Below are 20,029 nucleotides of genomic sequence, written 5' to 3'. Positions count from 1 at the left end.
GCCGACCGCTTTCCCACCCTACAAGGGAATCAGCGTCTCCAGAACACGTTTTCCGTGATCAACGCCGCATCAGCGCCGCACGAAGATCGACTGGTCCTCGTTCCAGTCGTCGTCGTTGTCGCCGTAGGCCGGGCGGGCCCGGCGCGACTCCCTGGCCGACTCCTCCGGCTTGGGCTTGTCCTCGGCGGTCACCGCGGCCGGGTCGGGCAGCACGCCGGAGGCCACCAACTCCTCGAACGAGGGCTTGGCCACCTTCGACAGCGAGGCCATCGCCGCCGAGACGTCCCGGTCGACCTGGTTCTCGGCGAGGTCCTCGACGATCTTGCGCCAGGTCAGCTCACCGCGCGCGATGCGCTCCAGGACGACCTGCCACTCCGCGGTCTGGGCGTGGCCCTGGATGTAGGCGCGGAACTGCTCGACCTCCCGCGCCGTGGGCGGCGCGTTGTCCTTGGCCAGCTTCTCGTCGACCTCGGCCATCTTCTCCCGGAGCTCGGCCGCCTTGCTGAACGCGAAGTCGATCCGGCCGTCCAGCTCCCGCTCGGCCTGGATCATCTGCTGGGTGCCGAAAGCAGTCATGTTCATGTGCGGGTCCCCCTACTTGTTCTCGGCGTCGGCGGCCACGCCGTCGAGTTCGGTCAGCGACTCCTCGGCGGCGGCGATGTTCTCCTCCAGGGTGCCCTGCTGCTCCTCCAGGGCCGCCATGTTGTCGTTGATCGTCTGCAGGGTGCTGGCCGCGTCCTCCAGGTTGCTCACCTCGGGGATCGACTTGATGGTGTCGACCAGGTCCTGCGCGGTGTTGAAGTAGTCCTGCATGGTCGCCACGACCTGCTCCAGCGACTCGTACAGGCCGAAGATCTTCTGGGCGAGGTCGATGACCTCCATGATGTTGTCGTGCAGCGCGTCGATGTCGAAGCCGACACCGGGGATGAGGCTCACGGCCTTGGCCGCGTACTCGATGGCCGTCCACGCCCAACCGACGTACGGGATGAACTTCGCGGCGATCTTGGCGGCGACCTTCAGCAGCTTGTTGATCGCGTCGACCGCGAGCTGCGCGATCGCGATGGAGACCTCGGCGATCTTCTCGAAGCCCTTGGAGATGAACTCGCCCAGCTTCTCGCCGGCCCAGACCGCACCCTTCTCCCAGTACGAGGACAGGAAGTCCTGGAAGGAGTCGGCCGCGTCGCCGCCCCAGTCGTCGCGCGCCAGGGTGAGCGCGTTGTCCAGCAGGTTCGAGGCCATCAGGCCGAAGTTGCCGCCCACGCTCACCCAGGCCTCGCCGTTGGCCTTGATGCTGTTGGGGTTGCCGGCCAGCGGCTCCAGGATGGAGTCCACGAACGACTTGCCGCCGTCCACGTTGAACTCCGACCAGATCCAGTTGACCACGTCGAGCACCGCGCCGGCGTCCACGTCGTCGGCGAAGCTCGACTCGGGACGGTCGACCTCACCGATGTCGGTCGCGGTGACGTGGAACGAGGACGAGCCGCCCTCGGCGTAGTTCTCGTTGCCGGACCCGAAGGTGATGTCCTCGCCGTTGTCCCCGCTCAGCCCGCTGGTCTCGAACAGCGACGCGGTGCCCTCGTCGACGTAGCCGTAGGTCTTGGCCGCGGCGATGACCGAGTCACCGAGATCGCACAGCTTCTCCTGCATCAGGCTGAACGCCTCACCGACCAGGACCGACGCCTCGCCGGTGACCACGTCCCCCAGTGGTTCGAGCACGCCCTTGAACCCGTCGGAGCTCATCCCCTCCTCGCGGGCGAGCGTCTCGATGGCGGGCAACGTGGTGCCCGCTTCGGCGGCCAGGTAACGCCCGAAGTCGCCCAGCTGCTCCTCGTTGACCTCATAGCCCATCGGGTTGCCCCCAGTATGTCGCGGTGATCACAGTCAGCCCTCCGACCACGGGCGGGAGGGGATCGTTCCACTCGGGACGAGAATCTGTGCGAAGGAAAATCCGGGGTGATCAGCCGGTTTCCCTCAGCCCGGTCAGCAGCTCCTCGGCCAGCGGCTTCAGCGCCGTCAACTCGGTGTCGCCCAGGGTGTGCAGAGTCAGCGACAACCGTTCGTCACCGACGGTGAACACCACGGCCAGGTAGGTGCCGGCGACGTCGGCCCCGGCCAGCGCCGCGTCCTTTCCGTACCCCGCGACCGTGCCAAGGCCGTCCACCGGCTCGAACCCACCGGCGTTCTCTCCGACGGCGTCGGTGAACACTCCCTGCAGGACGTCCTCGTCGGAGGTGCTCTCGTCCCACTCGGTGGTGACCTCGGTGGACAGCTTGTAGGTATCGGTGTCGTAGTCGCACTCCCTGGTCAGGAAGTACGGCGTGGTCCGCTCCGGCGCCCGGCCGCGTTCGGTGCTCTCGCTGCCCGAGACCGTGGTGTCCAGGGCGGACTCGACCGACGCCGCGGGCAGCAGCTCACAGAACTGGTCACCGGTGACGTTCTCCAGCGCCGAGACACCGGAGTTCTCCGTGGCGGGCGCGGTCCCGCCGCCGCCCTCACCACCGCCATCATCACCGTCACCGGAGTCACCGGAGGAACAGGCGGTGAGCGTCAACAGGGCACCGAGGATCACGGCAGCGACACGGCGTGTCACGGCGAAACGTTCGACCATGTGTGCGGATGTTACCCAGACACCCCCGCCGGCCGTGGCGACATCACCACTTCATCGCCCCTTCGGCCCCGTGCGGACCGGCCACCCACCTAGACTCGCCTCTGGTGCAATCGCGGCCGGAAGGAACGGCATGGGGATCATCTCGAAGCTCAAGGGCGAGCTCGTCGACATCATCGAGTGGCTCGACGACAGCCGCTCGACGCTCGCCTGGCGTTTTCCCCGCTACGAGAACGAGATCAAGAACGGCGCCGAGCTGATCGTCCGTGAGGGCCAGCGCGCGGTGTTCGTGTACCGGGGAAAGCTCGCCGACCAGTTCGGGCCGGGTCACTACCAGCTGGTGACCGAGAGCCTGCCGATCCTGTCCACGTTGCAGGGATGGGAGCACGGGTTCCGCAGCCCGTTCCGCAGCGAGGTGTACTTCATCAACACCCGCCCGATCACCGACCTGCGCTGGGGCACGCCCAGCCCGGTCACCGTGCGCGACCCGGACTTCACCATGGTCCAGGTCCGCGCCAACGGGCTGTGCGTACTGCGGATCGCCGACCCGGAGATCTTCCTGCGCGAGGTGATCGGCACCGACTCCTCGGTGAGCACCGACGAGATCTCCGAACTGCTGCGCCGGGTGATCACCCAGGCGTTCTCCGACATGGTGCTGGAGTCCGGGCTCGGCGTGATCGACCTGCAGGGCAAGCAGACCGAGCTGGCCGGCAGACTCAAGGACTACGTCCAGGAACGCGTCGACGACGAGTTCGGCCTCAAGATCGAGGACGTCGTCATGACGATCACCCTGCCGGAGGAGGTCACCGAGGCCATGACCCGCGGGGTCGCCCGCGGGGTCGAGCAGGCCCGCTACCTGGACAACGTCGGCCCGATGGACCGGCTCCAGCAGGGCGCGGCCGCCGAGGCGATGGTCGAGGCGGCGCGCAACCCCGGCGGCGGCGCCGGCAGCATGATGGGCGCCGGGCTGGGGATGGCGCTGGGTCAGCAGATGGGCACCATGATGGCCGCCGGGCAGGCGCCGCCGGCCGCCGCGCCGCCGGCCGGACCACCGCCGTTGCCGGCGGCCCAGCAGTTCCACGTGGAGATCAGCGGTCAGGCCGCCGGTCCGTACACCGCCGACCAGCTGCGCGGGTTCGTCGCGGCCGGTCAGGTCACGCCGGCCTCGCTGGTGTGGACCAACGGGATGGCGGGGTGGGCGGCGGCCCAGACGGTGCCGGCGCTGGCGGCGCTGTTCGCGCCGGCCGGACCGCCACCGCTGCCGGGGTCGGGTCCGGCGCCGGGGAACACGCCGTGACCGGGCCGGGCGGGCCGCCGCCGCTGCCGGGTGGGCCTGGGGGTCCGCCGCCGTTCCCGGGCGGACCGGGTGGGCCACAACAGGGTCCGCCGCCGTTGCCGGGGCCGGGTGGGCCGCCGCCGTTTCCCGGTGGGCCACAACAGGGTCCGCCGCCGTTCCCGCCCCAGCAGCAGCAGCCACCGCACCAGCAACCGCCGCAGCGCCAGCAGCCACCGGCGCCCCAGCAGGTGGTGCGGGCGACCCTGCACACGACCGAACAGACCAGGACCTACCCGTGTCACCAGTGTGGCGCGCAGCTGGTGTTCGACATTTCCGCGCAGTTGCTGAAGTGCCCGGCGTGCGGCAACGAGCAGCCGATCATCGAGGACGCCGGCCGCAGTGTCGTCGAGCACGACCTGCGCGGGATCAGTTCGGCGCAGGCCCGCGCGCAGGTGCAGCCGGGCGCGGAGAAGGAGATCGTCTGCCAGAACTGTGGTGGGCACACCACGTTCGGCGGCACGCTGACCGCGACCCGCTGCCCGTACTGCGCGACCCCGATCCAGCGCGACGACATCCACGACGCCCCGAACCGGCTGCCGGTGGACGCGGTGCTGCCCTTCCAGGTGGCCGAGCCGGCGGCACGTGAGGTCGTCGAGAAGTGGATCAAGAGCAGGTGGTTCGCGCCGACGGAGTTCAAGAAGTACTCCGAGGCGGGGTCGTTCGCGAGCGTCTACATCGCCTACTTCACCTTCGACGCGACCGCCGACACCGACTACCGGGGCGAGCGCGGCACGCGGTACACGGTGACCGTCGGGTCGGGTGACAACCAGCGGACGGAGACCCGGATCCGCTGGTCGCCCAGGTCCGGCCGGGTGCACAACGTGTTCGACGACATCCCGGTGATGGCGAACACGGGCCTGGACGAGAAGAAGGTGGCGGCGCTGGAGCCGTGGCCGACCCAGCAGGCCCGCCCGTACTCGGCGGAGTACGTGGCCGGTCACCTGAGCCGTACCTACGACCGCACCGCCGAGCAGTGCTTCGAGCCGGCCAAGGAGCGGATGGAGGCCGAGATCGACCGCACCGTCCGCCGCGACATCGGCGGGGACGTGCAAAAGGTCCACTCGCAGAACTCGCACTGGCGCGACATGCGGTTCAAGTACCTGCTGCTGCCGGTGTGGCTGCTGACCGTGGTCTACGAGGGCCGGCCGTTCCAGGTGTGCATCAACGGTGTGACCGGCGAGGTCCAGGGCCGCCGGCCGATCAGCAAGATCAAGGTCACCATCGCGGTGCTGGTGGCGCTGGTGGTCGTGGCCGGGATCGTCATCGTGTACCAGTCCCGGGGAGGCTGACCCGGTGGGCACCGTGATCATCGTGGTTCTGGTGGTCGTCGTCCTGGCCGTGCTGGCCTTCGTCGTGGCCCTGGCCGCGCGGGGCAAGCAGCGGGCGGCGGCCACCCTCACCCCGGGCGCACCGCCCGAGTGGGCCGGCGCCCATTCCCCCGAGGCGAAGCTCCACCGGCGTCTGGTCGCCGCCACCCGGTCCCTTGAGGCTCTCCCCCTGGGCGACGCCGCCCAGATCGAGGTCCGCGTGGCGCTGGACCAGCAACTCCGCCAGCTCGACGAGCAGCTGATCGCGGCCGCCGCCATCCCACCGTCGGCCCGCGAGCCGGTCGTCGCCCGGATCGAACCGCTGGTGGCGGCGGCCGAGGCCGCCGTCGCCACGGCCGCCGCCGGTCACGTCGACCTGGACCTGCTGCGCCGCAACCAACGCGAGATCGACGGCTGAGCGAGGGAGGTGGCGCGCCACGGCACGCCACCTCCCCGTCATTCCCCCTGTCCGAGGTGGCGGTCGGCGTCCGCCAGGTGGGCGGCGATCAGGTCCCGCCCGGCCGGTTGGACGGTGGCGAGGGTGCCGTGCGCCGTCGTGGTCAGCTGGGTCAGCCACCGTCCGGTCACCGTGTCCAGGTAGTTCACCGGGTGGGGGCAGCGGCGGCGCGTGCCGAGGGTGCCCGCCCGGCGGGCCGTGTACAGGCTCCCGCCCCCGGTGCGCGGGCGGGCGAGGATCTCGTTGAGTTCCCCGACCTCCGGGCCGCCGGCCAGCGTGCCGAACCCGGTGAAGCCGTCGCCCTCCGGTTGGGTGGAGGCCAGGAAGTCCTGGTAGGGCGCGGAAACCGGGGCGTCGGAGGCCGGCGGGACCGCCGGCAGGTGGTTGAGGAACACCTCCGGCAGCTCCGCGGGCCGGCAGGTGGACAGGGTGACGGTGTCGGTGTCCTGGTTGCGGATCACCAGCGCCGCCTCCTGGTAGGCGGCCACCGCCAGCAGCCCGTAGCGGAACGGGCGGCCCTCGACCGTCGTGCTGATCCAGCCGTACCACTCCCGGTCCGGGCGCAGGATGGCGGCGACCGTCTCCGCCAGCTCGTCGTCGGGGCCGCCGCGCCACGCCCGGTCGTTGGCCTCCAGTTCCGCGTGGGCGTGGCGGTCCAACGCCCGCAGGGTGTCCTCGTCGTACCAGGTCGGGGCGGTGGCGAGGACCGGGTGCGGTTCGGCCTGGCGCCAGCGGATCAGGGTGTGCAGGGTCGTCAGGTTCAGGGTCAGGGTGCGCACGGACCCCTTCAGCGCCATCACCGGCGGTCCCCGATCACCGGCGGCACGTACGGCTCGTCCACACCGAACAGCTCCTTGTCGTCCGGTTCGACGCGGTACTTGCGGCGGTGCTCCTCGTCCTCGTCGCCGTTGGCGCGACCGCCGGGGGCACCCATCGGCATGCCGGCCGGGCCGGTCGCGCCGCGTGCCGGCGGCACCGGCGCGCCACCGGGGCCACGACCGGGCGGCGGTGGCGCCGGTGTGGGGGACTGCCCGACCACCGGGCCGGGGGCCACGACCTGGCCGCGCGGGGTGGGGCCGGCGGTGGCCCCCACCCCGGGACCGAAGGCACCGACACCGCCGCCACCACCGGCCGTGAAGCCGCGCTGGGTATCGGTGGTCCGGGGCGGGCGACCGGCCAGCGGCGCGCTGGTGAACGCGTCGCGCACCGGCGGCACCAGCGGCACCCCGCCGGGAGCGGTCGCCGAGGGCGTGGTCAGCGAGGGGCTCTGCCGGCCGGCCTCAGCACCCCCGGACACGCCGCCGCCGGAACCAGAACCCCCGCCGGCACCGGCACCGGCGGAACCAGCACCAGCACCAGCACCGGCACCGGAGCCGCCGGCCGCGTTCGCGGCGGTGGCCGCCGCCGGCTCCCCCGCGCCACCGCCACCGACCTGCGGCGGCGGCGCCGCCGTGTTCCCGATCGGCGACCCGGTGCGGGTCACCGCCGCCGCCGAGGCCAGCAGCGGCGCCGGCTGCGCGTACTCGCGCGGCACCTGGCCGCGCGCCGCGCCGGTGTCGGCAACGTAGCCCTCGTAGAGCTGGATGTTCTTGGCCGCCATGGCGTTGTAGGCGTTGATCGCCGCGTCCGTGTCGGTCTGGAACGGGTTCACGGCGTTGGCAACGCCGCTCTGCGGCGGCGTCGGCGGCACCGGCTCGACCTGTGAACGGATGTGGTCGAACGCGGCGATCTCGGCGTCCAGCGCCTGCGCGTTGGCGGCGAGCTGCTGGCGGGCGACGGCGAAGCTCTCGTCCAGCGGGGTGGCCGCCGCCGAGGCCGCGGCCGACGCCTGCCCCTCCCACGCCGAGGCGGCCACCGAGCGGGCCCGCGCGACCTGGCCGGCCCGCTCGGCGAAGCTGCTCGCCAGCTCGTCGGCGGCGGCCTTCGCCTCGACCAGCGACCCGGAGCCGGGGCCGGTGGTGATGCGCACGTAGATCTGGTGTGCGTCCAGGGTCACCGTCTCCGGCGCCAGATCGTTCTGCAGCGACGTGGAGAAGTTCTCGACCACCGGCTTCTGGGCGTAGGCCAGGCCGAGAAGCCCGCCCGCGCCGCCTCCCACCAGCATCCCCGGGAGTCCGGCGACCGCCGCCCCGGCCGCGCCGCCGATCGCGGCGCCCCTGATGAACCCGTCCCTGTCGCCGTCCATGTCGCCCATCTCATCGACTCCCGCTCTGGTAGGTCCGGCTGCCGCTGGCTTCCTCGGCCTCGTACTGCGACTCGGTCTGCCCGAGGCCGTCCAGGTAACTGTCCACAAAGGCCTGCATCTGGGTGATCGCGGCCTGCAGGGCGGTGCCGGAGTTGTTCTGGTCGCTGGCGACGAACCCGCTCGCCGGCTCGTGGCCCGGTGCCACCACCGCGACCAGCCTCGCCGCCGCAGCGGCGTCGCTGGCGAGCCCGGCGCGCAGTTCCGCCCAGACCCCCGCCACCCCGCCGAGCCCGTCCTGGCCGATGCGATAGCCGTCCATCTCGTCCCCTGACTCTGCGATCCGTTCGGTTCGGTTCGCGGGCCATGGTGACCCAGGTCCCTGGGGAGGGGTCCCGGTCTCAGCGCGAGGGACGCAGCGAGGGCGCCGGGGTGAACGCGGTGAACGCCGGCGGGCGCTGCCGGTCGGTCCAGGTGGTCAGGTCCTTCACCACGTGGAACTCCGGCGCGAAGCGGGACGCGGCGGCGTTGAGCGCTGCCGGCCGGGTGTCGGGCCAGCTGCCGGTGTCCAGACGCCGTTCGAGCACGCGCAGCGCGGTCACCTCGTCGGCGGTGCTGAACGCGCAGTGGTTGCCCCGCTCCGACCACAGGTGCCGGACCTGCCGGTCGGCGGTCTGCCCGGCGTACCAGCCGACCTGGTCGGCGACCGCGCCGCCGTCGGCCGTGTTGTGCAGGGTCACCACCGGCACCGGGGTGACGCCCCGGACGACGCCGGTGCGGTACATCCTGGCCACCGCGCGCGCGTCGGCCCGCACCCTCGGCGCGGCGCCCAGCGCGGCGAGGTCGGCGGCCAGGTCACCGCCGGCGGCGGCGTAGGCCTGGCGGACGGTGTCGAGCTGGCCGGAGGCGGCGAGCTGGCGGCGGTAGTCGATGCCGGTGTTCCACGACGGGTTGCCGCCGAGGCGGCGTTCGAGGTCGACCCGGCCGAGCGCGCCGGTGCCCTGCACGTAGGCGGCGTCCACCCAGTAGGCCTGTGCGCGGATCCGGTCCCACAGGTCGGCCGGTGCCGGCTCGTGGGCGGAGTTCCAGCCGGGGATGTTGGCCAGCGCGGCGACCAGCGAGAGCCTGGCCAGGCCGGACCGGCTGGTCAGCGCGGTCTGGATGCCGGCGTGCAGGGCGTCCACGGTGGCCTGCGGGTCGCGGGCGCGAACCAGGTCGGTGGTGCCGTCGGTGAGCAGGGTGTGCACGGCGAAGTTGAGGTCCAGCGAGGCGTTCCAGGCGCCGAGCATGTCGTACTCGCCGCACTGGCTGAGCACACCGTCGACGCGGCGCGGGTGGCGTTCGGCGAGCAGGGTGGCGATGCCTCCGCCCATGGACATACCGCTGGAGATGGTGCGGCGCGGGCGGCCGACGGTGTCGGTGAACCAGTCCAGCAGCCGGATCTGGTCGGTCAGCGCGTCCTCGACGGCGAACCCGGTCGGCCGGGCGAAGTTCGACGCGGCCAGCGCGTAGCCGTGGTCGAGCAGCCAGCCGGCGGTGGCCTCGGCGGTGGAGAGCATGACGAATCCGGGGGGCGGCGGATAGTTCTCGGGGTAGTAGCCGTGGCTGTAGAGCACGAGCGTGCCGTTCCAGTCGCCGGGCACCTCGACCAGGTACTCGGCGCCGTCGAGGGTGCCGGTGTAGGTGCGGTGCGCGGGTCGCGCGGCGGCGGTGGGGGTGCTCAGCAGCGCGGCCGTCAGCACCGCGACCAGCACCAACAGGGATTTCTTCACGGTAGGTCCTCCTTCTCGGCGGAGTGTTCGCCGTCGAGACGTCGGAGCCGCGCCGCCGGAACGGACAGGGGACTTGTTTACCAAGTCCTGGTGCGGTTATGTGGATGAATCACAAGGAGGTCGCCATGATTCGACGGATCGCCGCGATCGGCGCACTGGTACTGGGCATGCTGGCGGGCGGTGTGCCGGCGTCGGCGGCGTCGGAGATCTCGCTCGGCACCCACAACACCCACTACGGCGACGGCAGCTTCGAGCGCTTCGCCGGGGTGATCGGGTGGCAGGAGGTCAACGACCCGGTCGACCGGGACAAGATGCGCAACCGGCTCGGCAGCGGCTACGCCCACTACCTGCCGCCCGACGGCCCGGCCAAGGCGGTGCCGATCTCCTGGCGCACCCCACGGTTCTCGCTGGTCGGCTCGGGCAGCGTGCGCACCCACGGCGGCGAGGCCGGTGTGACCCCCGCCCGCTACGTCAACTGGGTCATCCTGCGGATCACCGGCACCGACACCCGGTTCATCGTGGTCAACACGCACTTCATCTCCGGGGCGTGGAGCGGCCACCCGGAGCGCCAGGCCCGCTGGAACAAGCACTACGAGGTCCTGCGCGACAAGGTCGCCCAACTGCGCCGCGACCACCCCGCGATGAAGGTCTTCGTTCTCGGCGACATGAACCGGGGCCGGGCGATGACCCTGCCCTCGCCGGTGAAGTACGTGCCGGTCATCGGCGCGAGCGGCGTGCCGATCGACCACATGTACGCACCGTCGACGATCAGCCACACGAAGGTCAGCCGGCTGGCGAAATGGGGCTCAGATCACCACGCGTACCGGATGTTCGCCACGTTCTAATAGGTAAATGATAGAAACGACTGACCAGGACGGCGTCGCCGTCCTGACGCTGGACCACGGACCGGTCAACGCACTGGACCTGGAACTGCTCACCGCCCTGCCGGCCGCGCTCGCCGAGGTCGCCGACGCGCGCGCGGTCGTGCTCACCGGGCGGGGGCGCGCGTTCTCCGCCGGGGTCGACCTCACCCGGATCGTCGACGGCGGCCGGGCCTACGTCGAGGAGTTCCTGCCGGCGCTCAGTGACGCGGCACTGGCGCTGTTCGTCCACGAACGGCCGGTCGTCACAGCGGTGAACGGGCACGCGCTGGCCGGCGGGTGCGTGCTGGCCGCCGCCGGTGACCTGCGGCTGATGTCCGGCGGCACGATCGGGCTGACCGAACTGGCCGCCGGGGTGCCGTTCCCGACGATCCCGCTGGAGATCATGCGCCACGCCGTCGGGCCGGGCGCCGAGCGGATGGTCCTGTCCCCCGCCCGACTCACCCCCGAGCGGGCCGCGGCGATCGGCCTGGTCCACGAGATCGTCGAGCCGGACCTGTTGCTGGGCGCCGCCCTGCGCACGGCGAACGCGGTGAGCGAGGCGCCGGCCGAGGTGTACGCGCTGGCCAAACGGCAGCTGCGCCGGCCGGCGCTGGAGCGGATCGACGCCCACCGGGCGACCGACGACCCTCGGGTCGCCGAGATCTGGGCCTCCCGGCGGACCGCCGACGGGCTGCGCGAGTACCTGGCGTCGCTGCGCCGACGCTGATTTCTCAGTCGGCTGTGAGTGGCGCCGCGTAGGGTCGCGATCCCCGGCCCGCCCCCGATCCCGGAGTCACCGTGAGCACGATCGTCGTCGACGCCTTCCTCTCGCTCGACGGGGTCATGCAGGCGCCGGGCGACCCGGACGAGGACCGCGACGACGGTTTCCCCCACGGCGGCTGGCAGGCACCGCACCTCGACGACGCGATCACCGGGTTCATCGGCGAGGGCATCGCGGCGACCGAGGCGCTGCTGCTGGGCCGGCGGACCTACGAGAAGTTCGCGGCCCACTGGCCGAACGTCCCGGACGACCACCCGGAGGCCACGGGCGCGCGCACGCTCGACGCGATGCCCAAGTACGTCGCCTCGCGCACGCTGTCCGGTCTGGACTGGCAGAACTCCGTGCTGCTCGGCGCGGACGTGCCCGGCGCGGTGGCCGCGCTGCGCGCACGGCCCGGCGGGGAGATCCACGTCGTGGGCAGCGCGGTGCTGCTGCGCACGTTGCTGCGCCACGACCTGGTCGACCGGTACCGGTTGATGATCTTCCCGGTGGTCCTGGGCAGCGGAAAGCGCTTGTTCGAGCAGGGATGCGCGCCCGGTGGGCTGACGCTGACCGAGTCGCGCGTGACTCCCGGCGGCGCGCTCATCTGCGACTACCGCCGGACCGGACCGGTCACCTACGGCTCTTTCGAGGCCTGAGCAAGAACGTCCACAGAGGTCGTTGCGAACGCGACCGGCTCGTGTAGACTGCGCCTCATTACCCGGCTAAGTATCTATCCGGCGCACATTCCTGTAGGGGACCGTCATGCTCTCGCGACCAGCGTCGCCCCGGCGACGCCTGCCACGATTATTTCTCACATTGTCGGCCGTCGTCGGCCTCCTCGGCCTGGCGACTCCGGCGAGTTCGGTGGAGAACGTACCGGAAAAACGCTCCAGCAACTGGGCCACCTGGCAGAAAGACCTGAGCGGCTCCCGGCACAATGCCGCGGAAACCCGTTTCACCGAACAGTCGGTGGCCGGCCTGGAACTCAAGTGGTCCTTTGTCTTCCCCGATGTCGACGGCGCGACGGGCAGCCAGCCGGCGGTCGTCGACGGCACCCTCTACGTCGGCTCCCGGGACGCGAAGTTCTACGCCCTGGACGCCACGACCGGTGCCACCAAATGGGTCTACGACGTCACCCCCATCTCCGGCCCGGTCGACGCGGCGAAGACCAACGCCCTGCGCGACGGCCCGGCCGTCTCCGGCGACAAGGTCATCTTCGGTGACTACCGGGGCTACGTGTACGCGCTGAACAAGGACACCGGCGCGCTGATCTGGTCCACCAAGGTCTCCGACCACGACCTCGCCGCGCTCACCGGCTCGCCGCTGGTGCACCGCGGCCGCGTCTACATCGGAGTGTCCAGCAGCGAGGCCAAGCAGTCCGGCGACCCCAACTACCCGTGCTGCACCTTCCGCGGCGCGCTGGTCGCGCTCGACCTGGACACCGGCGAGGTCGACTGGCGCTACCACACGATGCCGCCCTCGGCCCGCGACGGCGAATGGCCGGACGGCTCGCCGCGCTTCGCGCCGGCCGGCGCCCCGGTGTGGAACAGCCCGGCCGTCGACACCGGCTCCAACACCGTCTACTTCGGAACCGGCCAGACCTACACCGGGGACGCCGGCGACCACAACTCGGTGATCGCGCTGGACGCCACGACCGGTGCCCTGCGGTGGAAGCAGCAGATGAACGAGGAGGACACCTGGACCGTCGGCTGCATGCTGCCCGACCCCAAACCGCACTGTGAGGGCCTCGACGGCGGCACCAACCTCGACTACGACTTCGGCGCGTCGCCCAACGTGTTCACCGCCGGCGGTCGCACGCTCGTCGGCGTCGGCCAGAAGTCCGGTGTGTACCACACCTTCGACGCGCGCACCGGCGAGATCGTCTGGCAGCAGCAGGTCGGCATCCCCTCGCCCAACGGTGGCTGGGGCGGTGTGCAGTGGGGTTCCAGCTACGACGGCCAGCGGCTGTACGTGGCGACCTGGCAGGCCAACCCCGGGACGCTGTTCGCGCTCGACCCGGCGACCGGCCGGATCCTGTGGCGCACGCCGGCCCCGGAGAACGGTTGTGTCACCGGCGGTGCGGTCGGCGCGCCCGGCACGTGCAGCCGCTCGCACATCTCGGCGGTGTCCACCACGCCCGGCCTGGTCTACGAGGGCGCGGCCGACGGCAAGATGCGCATCTACCGCGCCGGTGACGGCGAGGTGGTGTGGGAGTACGACACCATCCGCCAGTACACCGGGGTCAACGCCCAGACCGCGGCCGGCGGGTCGATCTCCGGCAACAGCGGCGCGGTGATCGCCAACGGCATGCTCTACGTGCAGTCCGGCTACTACGAGTACTACGGCATACCCGGCCGGGTACTCCTGGCCTTCGGTTTCTAGGGTTTTCCCGGACGAATGGCGGTACGGATTCGCCGGTGATCCGTACCGCCATTCACAACAACACCGATCCGTATCGAATCACAGTTCCACCAAGTAATCAGAAATGCTTGACGACAATCCTCCCGCGCTGCCACGCTGAATTCATTGCCGGCACGGGAGGTTTCATGCGAATCGACCAGAGCGAGACCCCGGGCGAGCAGCTGCTTCGGCTGCACCTGATGGGTGGCCCGTGGATCAACCAGTCCATCTACGTGGCCGCCAGCCTCGGCATCGCCGACCAACTCGGCGACGAACCACAACCGGTCTCCGTCCTGGCCAAGGCCTGCGAGGCCAACGAGGACGCGCTTTTCCGTTTCTGTCGGACGCTGGCCGGCCTCGGAATTCTGCGGGCCCACCCCGGCCGGTCGTTCACCATCACCGAACTCGGTGCCGCCCTGCGCAGCGACGCGCCGAACACGTTGCGCTGGGGCATCATGCTGCACGGCGGGGAAACGTTCAGGGCGTGGGGCGAGGTGCTGCACACGGTGCGCACCGGCAAGCCGGCCTTCGACCAGGTCTTCGGCAGGTCGTTCTTCGACTACCTGTCGACCAACCCCGAGTACAACGAGATCTTCCACCGGACGATGGGTGTCACCGACCGCCCGCCGGAGGTCCTCGCCGAGTACGACTTCAGCCGCGCGAAGGTCGTCGCGGACATCGGTGGTGGCATCGGCACACTGCTGGCGACGGTTCTCGTGGACAACCCCGGGATGCGGGGAATCCTGCAGGACCTGCCGGAAGGGGTGCGGGGCGCGGCGGAGAACCTCGCCGGGCACGGGGTGGCCGACCGGTGCACCGTCATCGGCGCGAGCTTCTTCGACTCGGTGCCGGCGGGGGCCGACACGTACGTGCTGTCCCGGGTGCTGCACAACTGGGACGACGAGCAGGCTGTGGCGCTGTTGCGTGGGATCCGGGCGCGGCTGCCCGAGGGCGGGCGGTTGTTGGTGGTGGACCACCTGTTGCCGGAGACGGAGGGGTTCCATCCGGCGCTGCTGGCTGATCTGCAGATGTTGGTGGTGCTGGGCGGCAAGGACCGGACCGAGCGGGAGCTGGAGGAGCTGCTGGCCGAGGCGGGGTTCGCGGTCACGGCGCGGTGGGACGGGCCGGTGGGGACCAGCCCTCGGGTCGACAGCATGCTTGAGGCCGTCCCCGGTTGATCTTCTCTCCGGCGTTTCCGCGCGCCGCCGCCCTGAGGCGGGACGTGGGGGCAGGGCTTGATGCCCTGCCCCCACGGTGGCCCACCGCCACACCCCGAACCCGGCCATGATCCATGGCCGGGTTCGCGTTGTCAGTTCGCGCAGGCGCGGATGCCGGGAAGGATCAGTTCGACGATGTGTTCGGGTGAGAAGTCCTGTTCGGCGGTGTCGCCGGTGAGGACCAGCTGGAACAGCACCGAGCCGAACACGACGGTCAGTGTCGCTTCGGGGTCCACGTCGGGGTGGAGGTCCCGGCTGGCGATGCGGCGGCGGAGGATCTCGCGGATGACGGCCTTTCGTGGCTCGATCACGGCGCGGACGTACTGGTCGCGCAGCTCCGGGGAGGGGCAGACACCGCCGAGGAAATGCGGGAGCAGGCGGCCCGCCGTGGAACGCAGGGCCCAGCGGCGCAGGTCGTCGAGGGCCGTGATCAGGTCCTGTCGGACGGAGCCTCGGGCCACGGGGACCGGCGGCTCGTAGAGGGACGCCAGCGCGTCGGACACCAGCGCCTGTTTGTTGGGCCAGCGGCGGTAGAGGGTTGCCTTGCCGACACCCGCTCTCGCGGCCACCGCCTCCATCGACAGGGAGTCCATCGACACGCCCTCCACCAGCATGTCCAGGGTCGCGCCGATGATGGCCCGGCTGGCTCGTTCGCTGCGGGGGCGGCCGGGTGGGCGGCGGTGCGGCTCGGGGAACCGGCGGGGCACTGGCGGGTCGGCGTAGGCCGCGGCCGAGGTTCCCGCGCTCACCGGGCGCTTCCCGACGCGGTGAGCATCTCGGTCAGCAGGGCGGTGGAGTACGTTCCGGCCGCGAAGTCCGGGTCCGCGAGCACCCTGCGCAGCAGGGCGGTGTTCACGCTGACGCCGGGGCCTTCGATCCGTACCTCGGCCAGGGCGCGGTCCATGCGGCGCAGGGCCGCGCGGCGGTCGACGCCCCAGGTCACGATCTTGGCGAGGAGGGGGTCGTAGTACGGGGAGATCGTCGCGCCGGGGACGCAGTGGGTGTCGACCCTGGTGAACGGGCCGCCGGGCAGGTGGAAGACCTCCAGGGTGCCTGGGGTCGCGCGGAAGTCGCGGTCGGGGTCCTCGGCGTTGAGGCGGCACTCGACGGCCGCGCCCCGGCCGCGCACGTCCTGCTCGCCCAGGGTCAGCGGCTCGCCGGCGGCCAGGCGCAGTTGCTGCTCCACGATGTCGACCCCGGTCACCATCTCGGTCACCGGGTGCTCGACCTGCAACCGCGCGTTGACCTCCAGGAAGTAGAAGTTCTCGTCGCTGTCGACCAGGAACTCGACCGTCGCCGCGCCGACCAGGCCGGCGGTGCGCACGCCGTGGACCGCGGCCAGCGCCATCGCCTCCCGGGTCGCCGGGGACAGGCCGGGGGCGGGGGTTTCCTCAACCAGTTTCTGGTGGCGGCGCTGCACCGAGCAGTCCCGGTCCCCCAGGGCGAGGGCGTTGCCGTGACGATCAGCCAGTACCTGGATCTCGACGTGCCGGGCGCCGTCGAGGTAGCGCTCGACGTAGACCCGGCCGTCGCCGTAGAGCGACTGGGCGGTGGCCCTGGTCTCGCGGTACACCGCCGGCAGACTCGCCTCGTCGCGGGCGATGGCCATGCCCCGGCCGCCGCCACCGGCGACGGCCTTGACGATGACCGGCAGGCCCAGCCGGGCGGCGGTGCGCAGGCACTCCGCCTCGGTGGCGCACACGCCGCCGCTGCCGGGTAACAGGGGCAGACCGGCGGAGAGCATGAGCTCCCGCGCCGATGCCTTGTCCCCCAACCGTTCGAGCACTGGCCAGTCCGGTCCCACGAAGACGATTCCCTCCTCGGCACAGACCTCGGCGAAGTCGGGATCCTCGGAGAGGAACCCGTAACCCGGATGGACGGCGTCCGCTCCGGTGCGGCGCACGGCCTCGACCAGCGCCGGCGCGGACAGGTAGCTCCGCCCGGCCGGCGGAGGTCCGATGTGGACTGACTCGTCGGCGAACGCGGTCACCGTCGAGTCGCGGTCGGCGGTCGAGTACACCGCCACCGTGGCGATCCCCAGTTCCCGGCAGGTCCGCGCGACCCGCAGGGCGATCTCGCCCCGGTTGGCTATCAACACCTTCGTGAACACCCGCTCACCCACCCGAGGCCAGCGCGATCAGCGGCTGCCCGTACTCGACGAGGTCCCCGTCGGGCACCAGCACACCGGTCACGGTCCCCGCCCGCCCGGCGAGAACCTTGTTCATCATCTTCATCGCCTCGACGATCCCGACGACGGTGTCCTGCGCCACCACGTCCCCGACCCGCACGAACGGCGGGCCACCGGGCTCCGACGCGTGGTAGAAGGTGCCGACCAGCGGCGCGTCCACGGTCTCGCCGGTCTCGTCGGTCTCGCCGGCCTCCGGTTCCGGCTCGGGCGCCGGGCGCGGGTCGGGGGACGCGGCCCATTCCAGTTCGACCGTGGCGTCCCCGGCACGCACGCTGACCCGGCACAGACCGCCGGGCACCTCGGCGGCCAGTCGCCGCGCCTGCCGCCCGAGCTCCTCGACGAGCTGCCCGGCCTCGGTGGGTGGAGTACTCACGTCGCCACCTCCAGGTGGATCTCGGCGGGTCTGCCGAACGCGCGTAACCGGGCTCTGCGTCGGGCGACCAGTTCGTCGGGCGGCAGGCCGACGGTGGCGCGCAACGCCTCGTCGATCGCCGTGAGCAGGTGGTCCGCGGCGGTCGCGTGGTCGGTCTGGGCGCCGCCAGGTGGTTCGGGGACGATGCGGTCTATCACGCCGAGTTCGAGCAGGTCGGGGGCGGTGAGGCGGAGTGCGGCGGCGGCGGTCGGCGCCTGCCTGGCGTCCCACAGGATCGCGGCGCAGCCTTCGGGGGAGATCACCGAGTAGATGGCTCGTTCGCTCATCAGGACGTGGTCGCCGACGGCCAGGGCGAGGGCGCCGCCGCTGCCGCCCTCGCCGGTGACGGCGGCGATCACCGGGACGCGCAGGGCCGTGAGTCTCAGGATCGATTCCGCGATGGCGATGGCCTGGCCACCTTCCTCGGCCTCGGTCCCGGGATGCGCGCCCGGGGTGTCGATCAACGTCACCACCGGCAGCGACAGCCGTTCGGCCAGGTCGAACAGGCGTAGCGCCTTGCGGTAGCCCTCCGGGCCGGCCATGCCGAACGACGTGACCACGAGGTCCTCGGTGGTGTGGCCCTTCTGCGTGCCGACCACCATCACGGCGCGGCCGGCGATCCTGGCCAGGCCGCCGATGATCGTGGGGGAGTCGGCCCCCAGCCGGTCGCCGTGGAGTTCGACGAAGGTCTCGCAGAGGTGGGCCAGGTGGTCGCGCACGGTCGGGCGGCCGGGGTCGCGGGCGGCGCGCACCACCGACCACGCGTCGCCGGTCGCCGTGGGTTCGGGGCGGGGGTGGGCGATGGCCGCCCACGGGAGCCGGCGGCGGGCCGGGCCGGTCAGGTCGAGCAGGTCGCCGAGCACGTCACGGAGCTTGGGCCGGGGGACGACGAGGTCGATCAGGCCCCGGTCGGCCAGGAACTCGGCGGTCTGGAAACCGGGCGGGAGGTCGCGGCCGATGGTCTGGCGGATGACCCGGGGGCCGGCGAACCCGAGTCGTGCCCCCGGCTCGGCGACGATCACGTCGGACTGGGTGGCGAAGGACGCGGCGACCCCACCGTAGGTCGGGTCGGTGACCAGCGTGATCGTGGCGACGCCGGCTTCGCGCAGCGCCGCCATCGCCTGGCTGATCTTCGCCATCTGCATCAGTGACAGCACGCCCTCCTGCATGCGTGCCCCGCCGGACGCGGTCACCAGCAGCAGCGGGCGACGGGTCGCGAGCGCGTGTTCGGCCGCGGCGGTGAGCCGTTCGCCGACCCCGACGCCCAGGCTGCCGCCGAGGAACCGGAAGTCCATCACGGCGATCACCACGCCGACGCCGCCGATCTCCGCCTCGCCGGTGGTCACCGCCTCCGGCTCGCCGGTGCGTTCGCGGGCGGCGCGCAGCCGCGCCGGGTAGGGCAGGGTGTCGGTGAAGTCGAGCGGGTCCTCGACCACCTCACCGGCCTGGAGCGGGGTGAGCGTGCCGTCGTCGGTCAGGCAGGCCAGCCGCTCGGCCGGGGTCAGGGTGCCGTGGTGGCCGCACAGCGGGCACAGGCCGTGCCCGCGCCGCCATTTTCGCCAGTAGGAGATCTCGTCGCAGCGGTCACAACGCCGCCACGTCGTCACCCCTGCCTCGGTCCGCGTAGTGGAATTCCCCATGTCACCATCTTTTCTGTTCCATGAACGACATGTCCCCGAAATACGCCGTTCTCAAGAAAAGAATTCCCAGTCACCTTTCGAGTGAACTCGAATACCAATATATTGACATAATAGCCAGGGTCCATCGCGGGCCACAAGGGGTGTTATAACGGTCACTCGTTCGACCCAATTCGAAACGAAACGATCTCGAATACCCGTCACCACCTGCGACTTTGCGCCCAGGCAACAAGTTTGCCAGCTAATTAGCTGACTAATTTGTACGGTACCAAAATGTGCCACTGTCTCCTTTGTCCGAAAACTGTCGTTTCCACACGGGACAAGCTGGACAAGTGAATACGAAAGAAAGTCAGCTCTGCCTGGTCAATCGAGGTCGACCCCACGGTCCGGACCGAAGTCGGCCGTTTCCAGCGCCGTCTCCAGACCCTTGAGCCGGGCGAGGTATCCGTGCAGGACGGACAGTTCGTCCTCGTCGAGACCGGCGGTCAGCGCACACTCCGCGTGCCGCCACAACGCCTCGACCTCACCCCGCAGCTGCCAGCCCCGGTCGGTCAGGTAGACCCAGCTCGCCCGCCCCCTGGTGCCGGTGCGCTCGCGCCGCACCAGCCCGGAACGCTCCATCCGCTGCAACATCTTGGTCAGCGTCGGCGGCAGCACCTGCACCCGCGCGCCCAGTTCCGCCTGGGACACCCCGTCCGCTTCCCACAGGTTGAGCAGCACCTGCTCCTGGCCGATGTACATGCCGAGCTTGGCCAACTCGCGCGCCAGCTCGTTGCGGTGGATCTTCGCCAGCTGGACCAGGCGGTAGAGCACCGTGTCGGTCATCTGGTAGCTCTGCTCGCCGATCCCATGCCTGGTCATCAGTCCCCCGAAACACCGTCGGATGTCCC

20 protein-coding genes are annotated in these 20,029 nt (G+C 71.1%); 8 read left to right on the top strand and 12 right to left on the bottom strand.

Annotated features, from left to right (window positions below):
* Positions 1-69: 69 nt before the first annotated feature.
* From BLA60_RS05820 to BLA60_RS05810, 3 genes are all read right to left on the bottom strand, one after another.
* Complete coding sequence (locus tag BLA60_RS05820; RefSeq protein WP_075131694.1) at positions 70-582, bottom strand: hypothetical protein; 513 nt, start codon at positions 580-582, stop codon at positions 70-72.
* Between the two features lie 12 nt (positions 583-594).
* On the bottom strand, positions 595-1,848 hold the full coding sequence (locus BLA60_RS05815; RefSeq protein ID WP_075131693.1) for a hypothetical protein: 1,254 nt from the start codon (positions 1,846-1,848) through the stop codon (positions 595-597).
* A 109-nt stretch (positions 1,849-1,957) separates the two neighbouring features.
* Positions 1,958-2,590: a hypothetical protein gene (locus BLA60_RS05810; RefSeq protein WP_154814153.1), complete on the bottom strand. Its 633-nt coding sequence runs from the start codon at positions 2,588-2,590 to the stop codon at positions 1,958-1,960.
* A gap of 148 nt (positions 2,591-2,738) precedes the next feature.
* Between BLA60_RS05810 and BLA60_RS05805 the strand changes: the two genes are divergently transcribed.
* The 3 genes from BLA60_RS05805 (at position 2,739) to BLA60_RS05795 (ending at position 5,666) form a co-directional block, all read left to right on the top strand.
* Positions 2,739-3,902: an SPFH domain-containing protein gene (locus BLA60_RS05805; RefSeq protein ID WP_075131691.1), complete on the top strand. Its 1,164-nt coding sequence runs from the start codon at positions 2,739-2,741 to the stop codon at positions 3,900-3,902.
* Positions 3,903-3,997: 95 nt separating this feature from the next.
* Entirely contained in the window at positions 3,998-5,230 is a 1,233-nt protein-coding gene (locus BLA60_RS05800; RefSeq protein ID WP_075132079.1) for a TFIIB-type zinc ribbon-containing protein, read from the top strand.
* A 4-nt stretch (positions 5,231-5,234) separates the two neighbouring features.
* Positions 5,235-5,666: a hypothetical protein gene (locus tag BLA60_RS05795; RefSeq protein WP_075131690.1), complete on the top strand. Its 432-nt coding sequence runs from the start codon at positions 5,235-5,237 to the stop codon at positions 5,664-5,666.
* A gap of 38 nt (positions 5,667-5,704) precedes the next feature.
* On the opposite strand, the gene BLA60_RS05790 is transcribed toward BLA60_RS05795, so the two are convergent.
* From BLA60_RS05790 to BLA60_RS05775, 4 genes are all read right to left on the bottom strand, one after another.
* Positions 5,705-6,502 carry an ESX secretion-associated protein EspG gene (locus BLA60_RS05790; protein ID WP_154814152.1) on the bottom strand — a complete coding sequence of 266 codons (798 nt, stop codon included), beginning with the start codon at positions 6,500-6,502 and terminating at the stop codon, positions 5,705-5,707.
* Complete coding sequence (locus BLA60_RS05785) at positions 6,502-7,890, bottom strand: PPE domain-containing protein (RefSeq protein ID WP_162292906.1); 1,389 nt, start codon at positions 7,888-7,890, stop codon at positions 6,502-6,504. The genes BLA60_RS05790 and BLA60_RS05785 overlap by 1 nt, the downstream gene beginning before the upstream one ends.
* A 10-nt stretch (positions 7,891-7,900) precedes the next feature.
* Positions 7,901-8,209, bottom strand: a complete 309-nt coding sequence (locus BLA60_RS05780) for a PE domain-containing protein (protein WP_075131687.1) — start codon at positions 8,207-8,209, stop codon at positions 7,901-7,903.
* Between the two features lie 79 nt (positions 8,210-8,288).
* A complete protein-coding gene (locus BLA60_RS05775; protein WP_154814151.1) occupies positions 8,289-9,659 on the bottom strand; it encodes an alpha/beta hydrolase family protein in 1,371 nt (456 codons plus the stop codon).
* Positions 9,660-9,784: 125 nt separating this feature from the next.
* Between BLA60_RS05775 and BLA60_RS05770 the strand changes: the two genes are divergently transcribed.
* From BLA60_RS05770 to BLA60_RS05750, 5 genes are all read left to right on the top strand, one after another.
* Positions 9,785-10,504, top strand: coding sequence for an exonuclease/endonuclease/phosphatase family protein (locus BLA60_RS05770; protein WP_075132077.1), 720 nt, complete (start codon positions 9,785-9,787; stop codon positions 10,502-10,504).
* Between the two features lie 7 nt (positions 10,505-10,511).
* A complete protein-coding gene (locus BLA60_RS05765) occupies positions 10,512-11,249 on the top strand; it encodes an enoyl-CoA hydratase/isomerase family protein (RefSeq protein WP_075131686.1) in 738 nt (245 codons plus the stop codon).
* A 71-nt stretch (positions 11,250-11,320) separates the two neighbouring features.
* Positions 11,321-11,941: a dihydrofolate reductase family protein gene (locus BLA60_RS05760; RefSeq protein ID WP_075131685.1), complete on the top strand. Its 621-nt coding sequence runs from the start codon at positions 11,321-11,323 to the stop codon at positions 11,939-11,941.
* Positions 11,942-12,101: 160 nt separating this feature from the next.
* Positions 12,102-13,667, top strand: coding sequence for an outer membrane protein assembly factor BamB family protein (locus BLA60_RS05755; protein ID WP_245811840.1), 1,566 nt, complete (start codon positions 12,102-12,104; stop codon positions 13,665-13,667).
* A 164-nt stretch (positions 13,668-13,831) separates the two neighbouring features.
* The gene (locus tag BLA60_RS05750) at positions 13,832-14,863 is read left to right on the top strand and encodes a methyltransferase (protein ID WP_075131683.1); all 1,032 of its coding nucleotides are present in this window, start codon (positions 13,832-13,834) and stop codon (positions 14,861-14,863) included.
* Between the two features lie 131 nt (positions 14,864-14,994).
* Here the strand turns inward: BLA60_RS05750 and BLA60_RS05745 are convergent, their stop codons facing one another.
* The 5 genes from BLA60_RS05745 to BLA60_RS05725 form a co-directional block, all read right to left on the bottom strand.
* Entirely contained in the window at positions 14,995-15,651 is a 657-nt protein-coding gene (locus BLA60_RS05745) for a TetR/AcrR family transcriptional regulator (protein WP_084734687.1), read from the bottom strand.
* Complete coding sequence (locus BLA60_RS05740; protein ID WP_075132075.1) at positions 15,648-17,012, bottom strand: acetyl-CoA carboxylase biotin carboxylase subunit; 1,365 nt, start codon at positions 17,010-17,012, stop codon at positions 15,648-15,650. The genes BLA60_RS05745 and BLA60_RS05740 overlap by 4 nt, the downstream gene beginning before the upstream one ends.
* 4 nt (positions 17,013-17,016) lie before the next feature.
* A complete protein-coding gene (locus tag BLA60_RS05735; RefSeq protein ID WP_075131682.1) occupies positions 17,017-17,463 on the bottom strand; it encodes an acetyl-CoA carboxylase biotin carboxyl carrier protein in 447 nt (148 codons plus the stop codon).
* A complete protein-coding gene (accA, locus tag BLA60_RS05730; protein ID WP_075131681.1) occupies positions 17,460-19,142 on the bottom strand; it encodes an acetyl-CoA carboxylase carboxyltransferase subunit alpha/beta in 1,683 nt (560 codons plus the stop codon). The genes BLA60_RS05735 and accA overlap by 4 nt, the downstream gene beginning before the upstream one ends.
* A 360-nt stretch (positions 19,143-19,502) precedes the next feature.
* Positions 19,503-20,000 (bottom strand): MarR family winged helix-turn-helix transcriptional regulator, encoded by a 498-nt coding sequence (locus tag BLA60_RS05725; RefSeq protein ID WP_075131680.1) that lies wholly within the window; start codon positions 19,998-20,000, stop codon positions 19,503-19,505.
* Between the last annotated feature and the right edge of the window lie 29 nt (positions 20,001-20,029).

This window comes from Actinophytocola xinjiangensis, from assembly GCF_001921215.1.
Classification (GTDB): Bacteria; Actinomycetota; Actinomycetes; order Mycobacteriales; family Pseudonocardiaceae; genus Actinophytocola; species Actinophytocola xinjiangensis.
The sequence above is the reverse complement of the archived record's forward strand: the minus strand, read 5'-3'. Positions and strand labels throughout refer to the sequence as shown.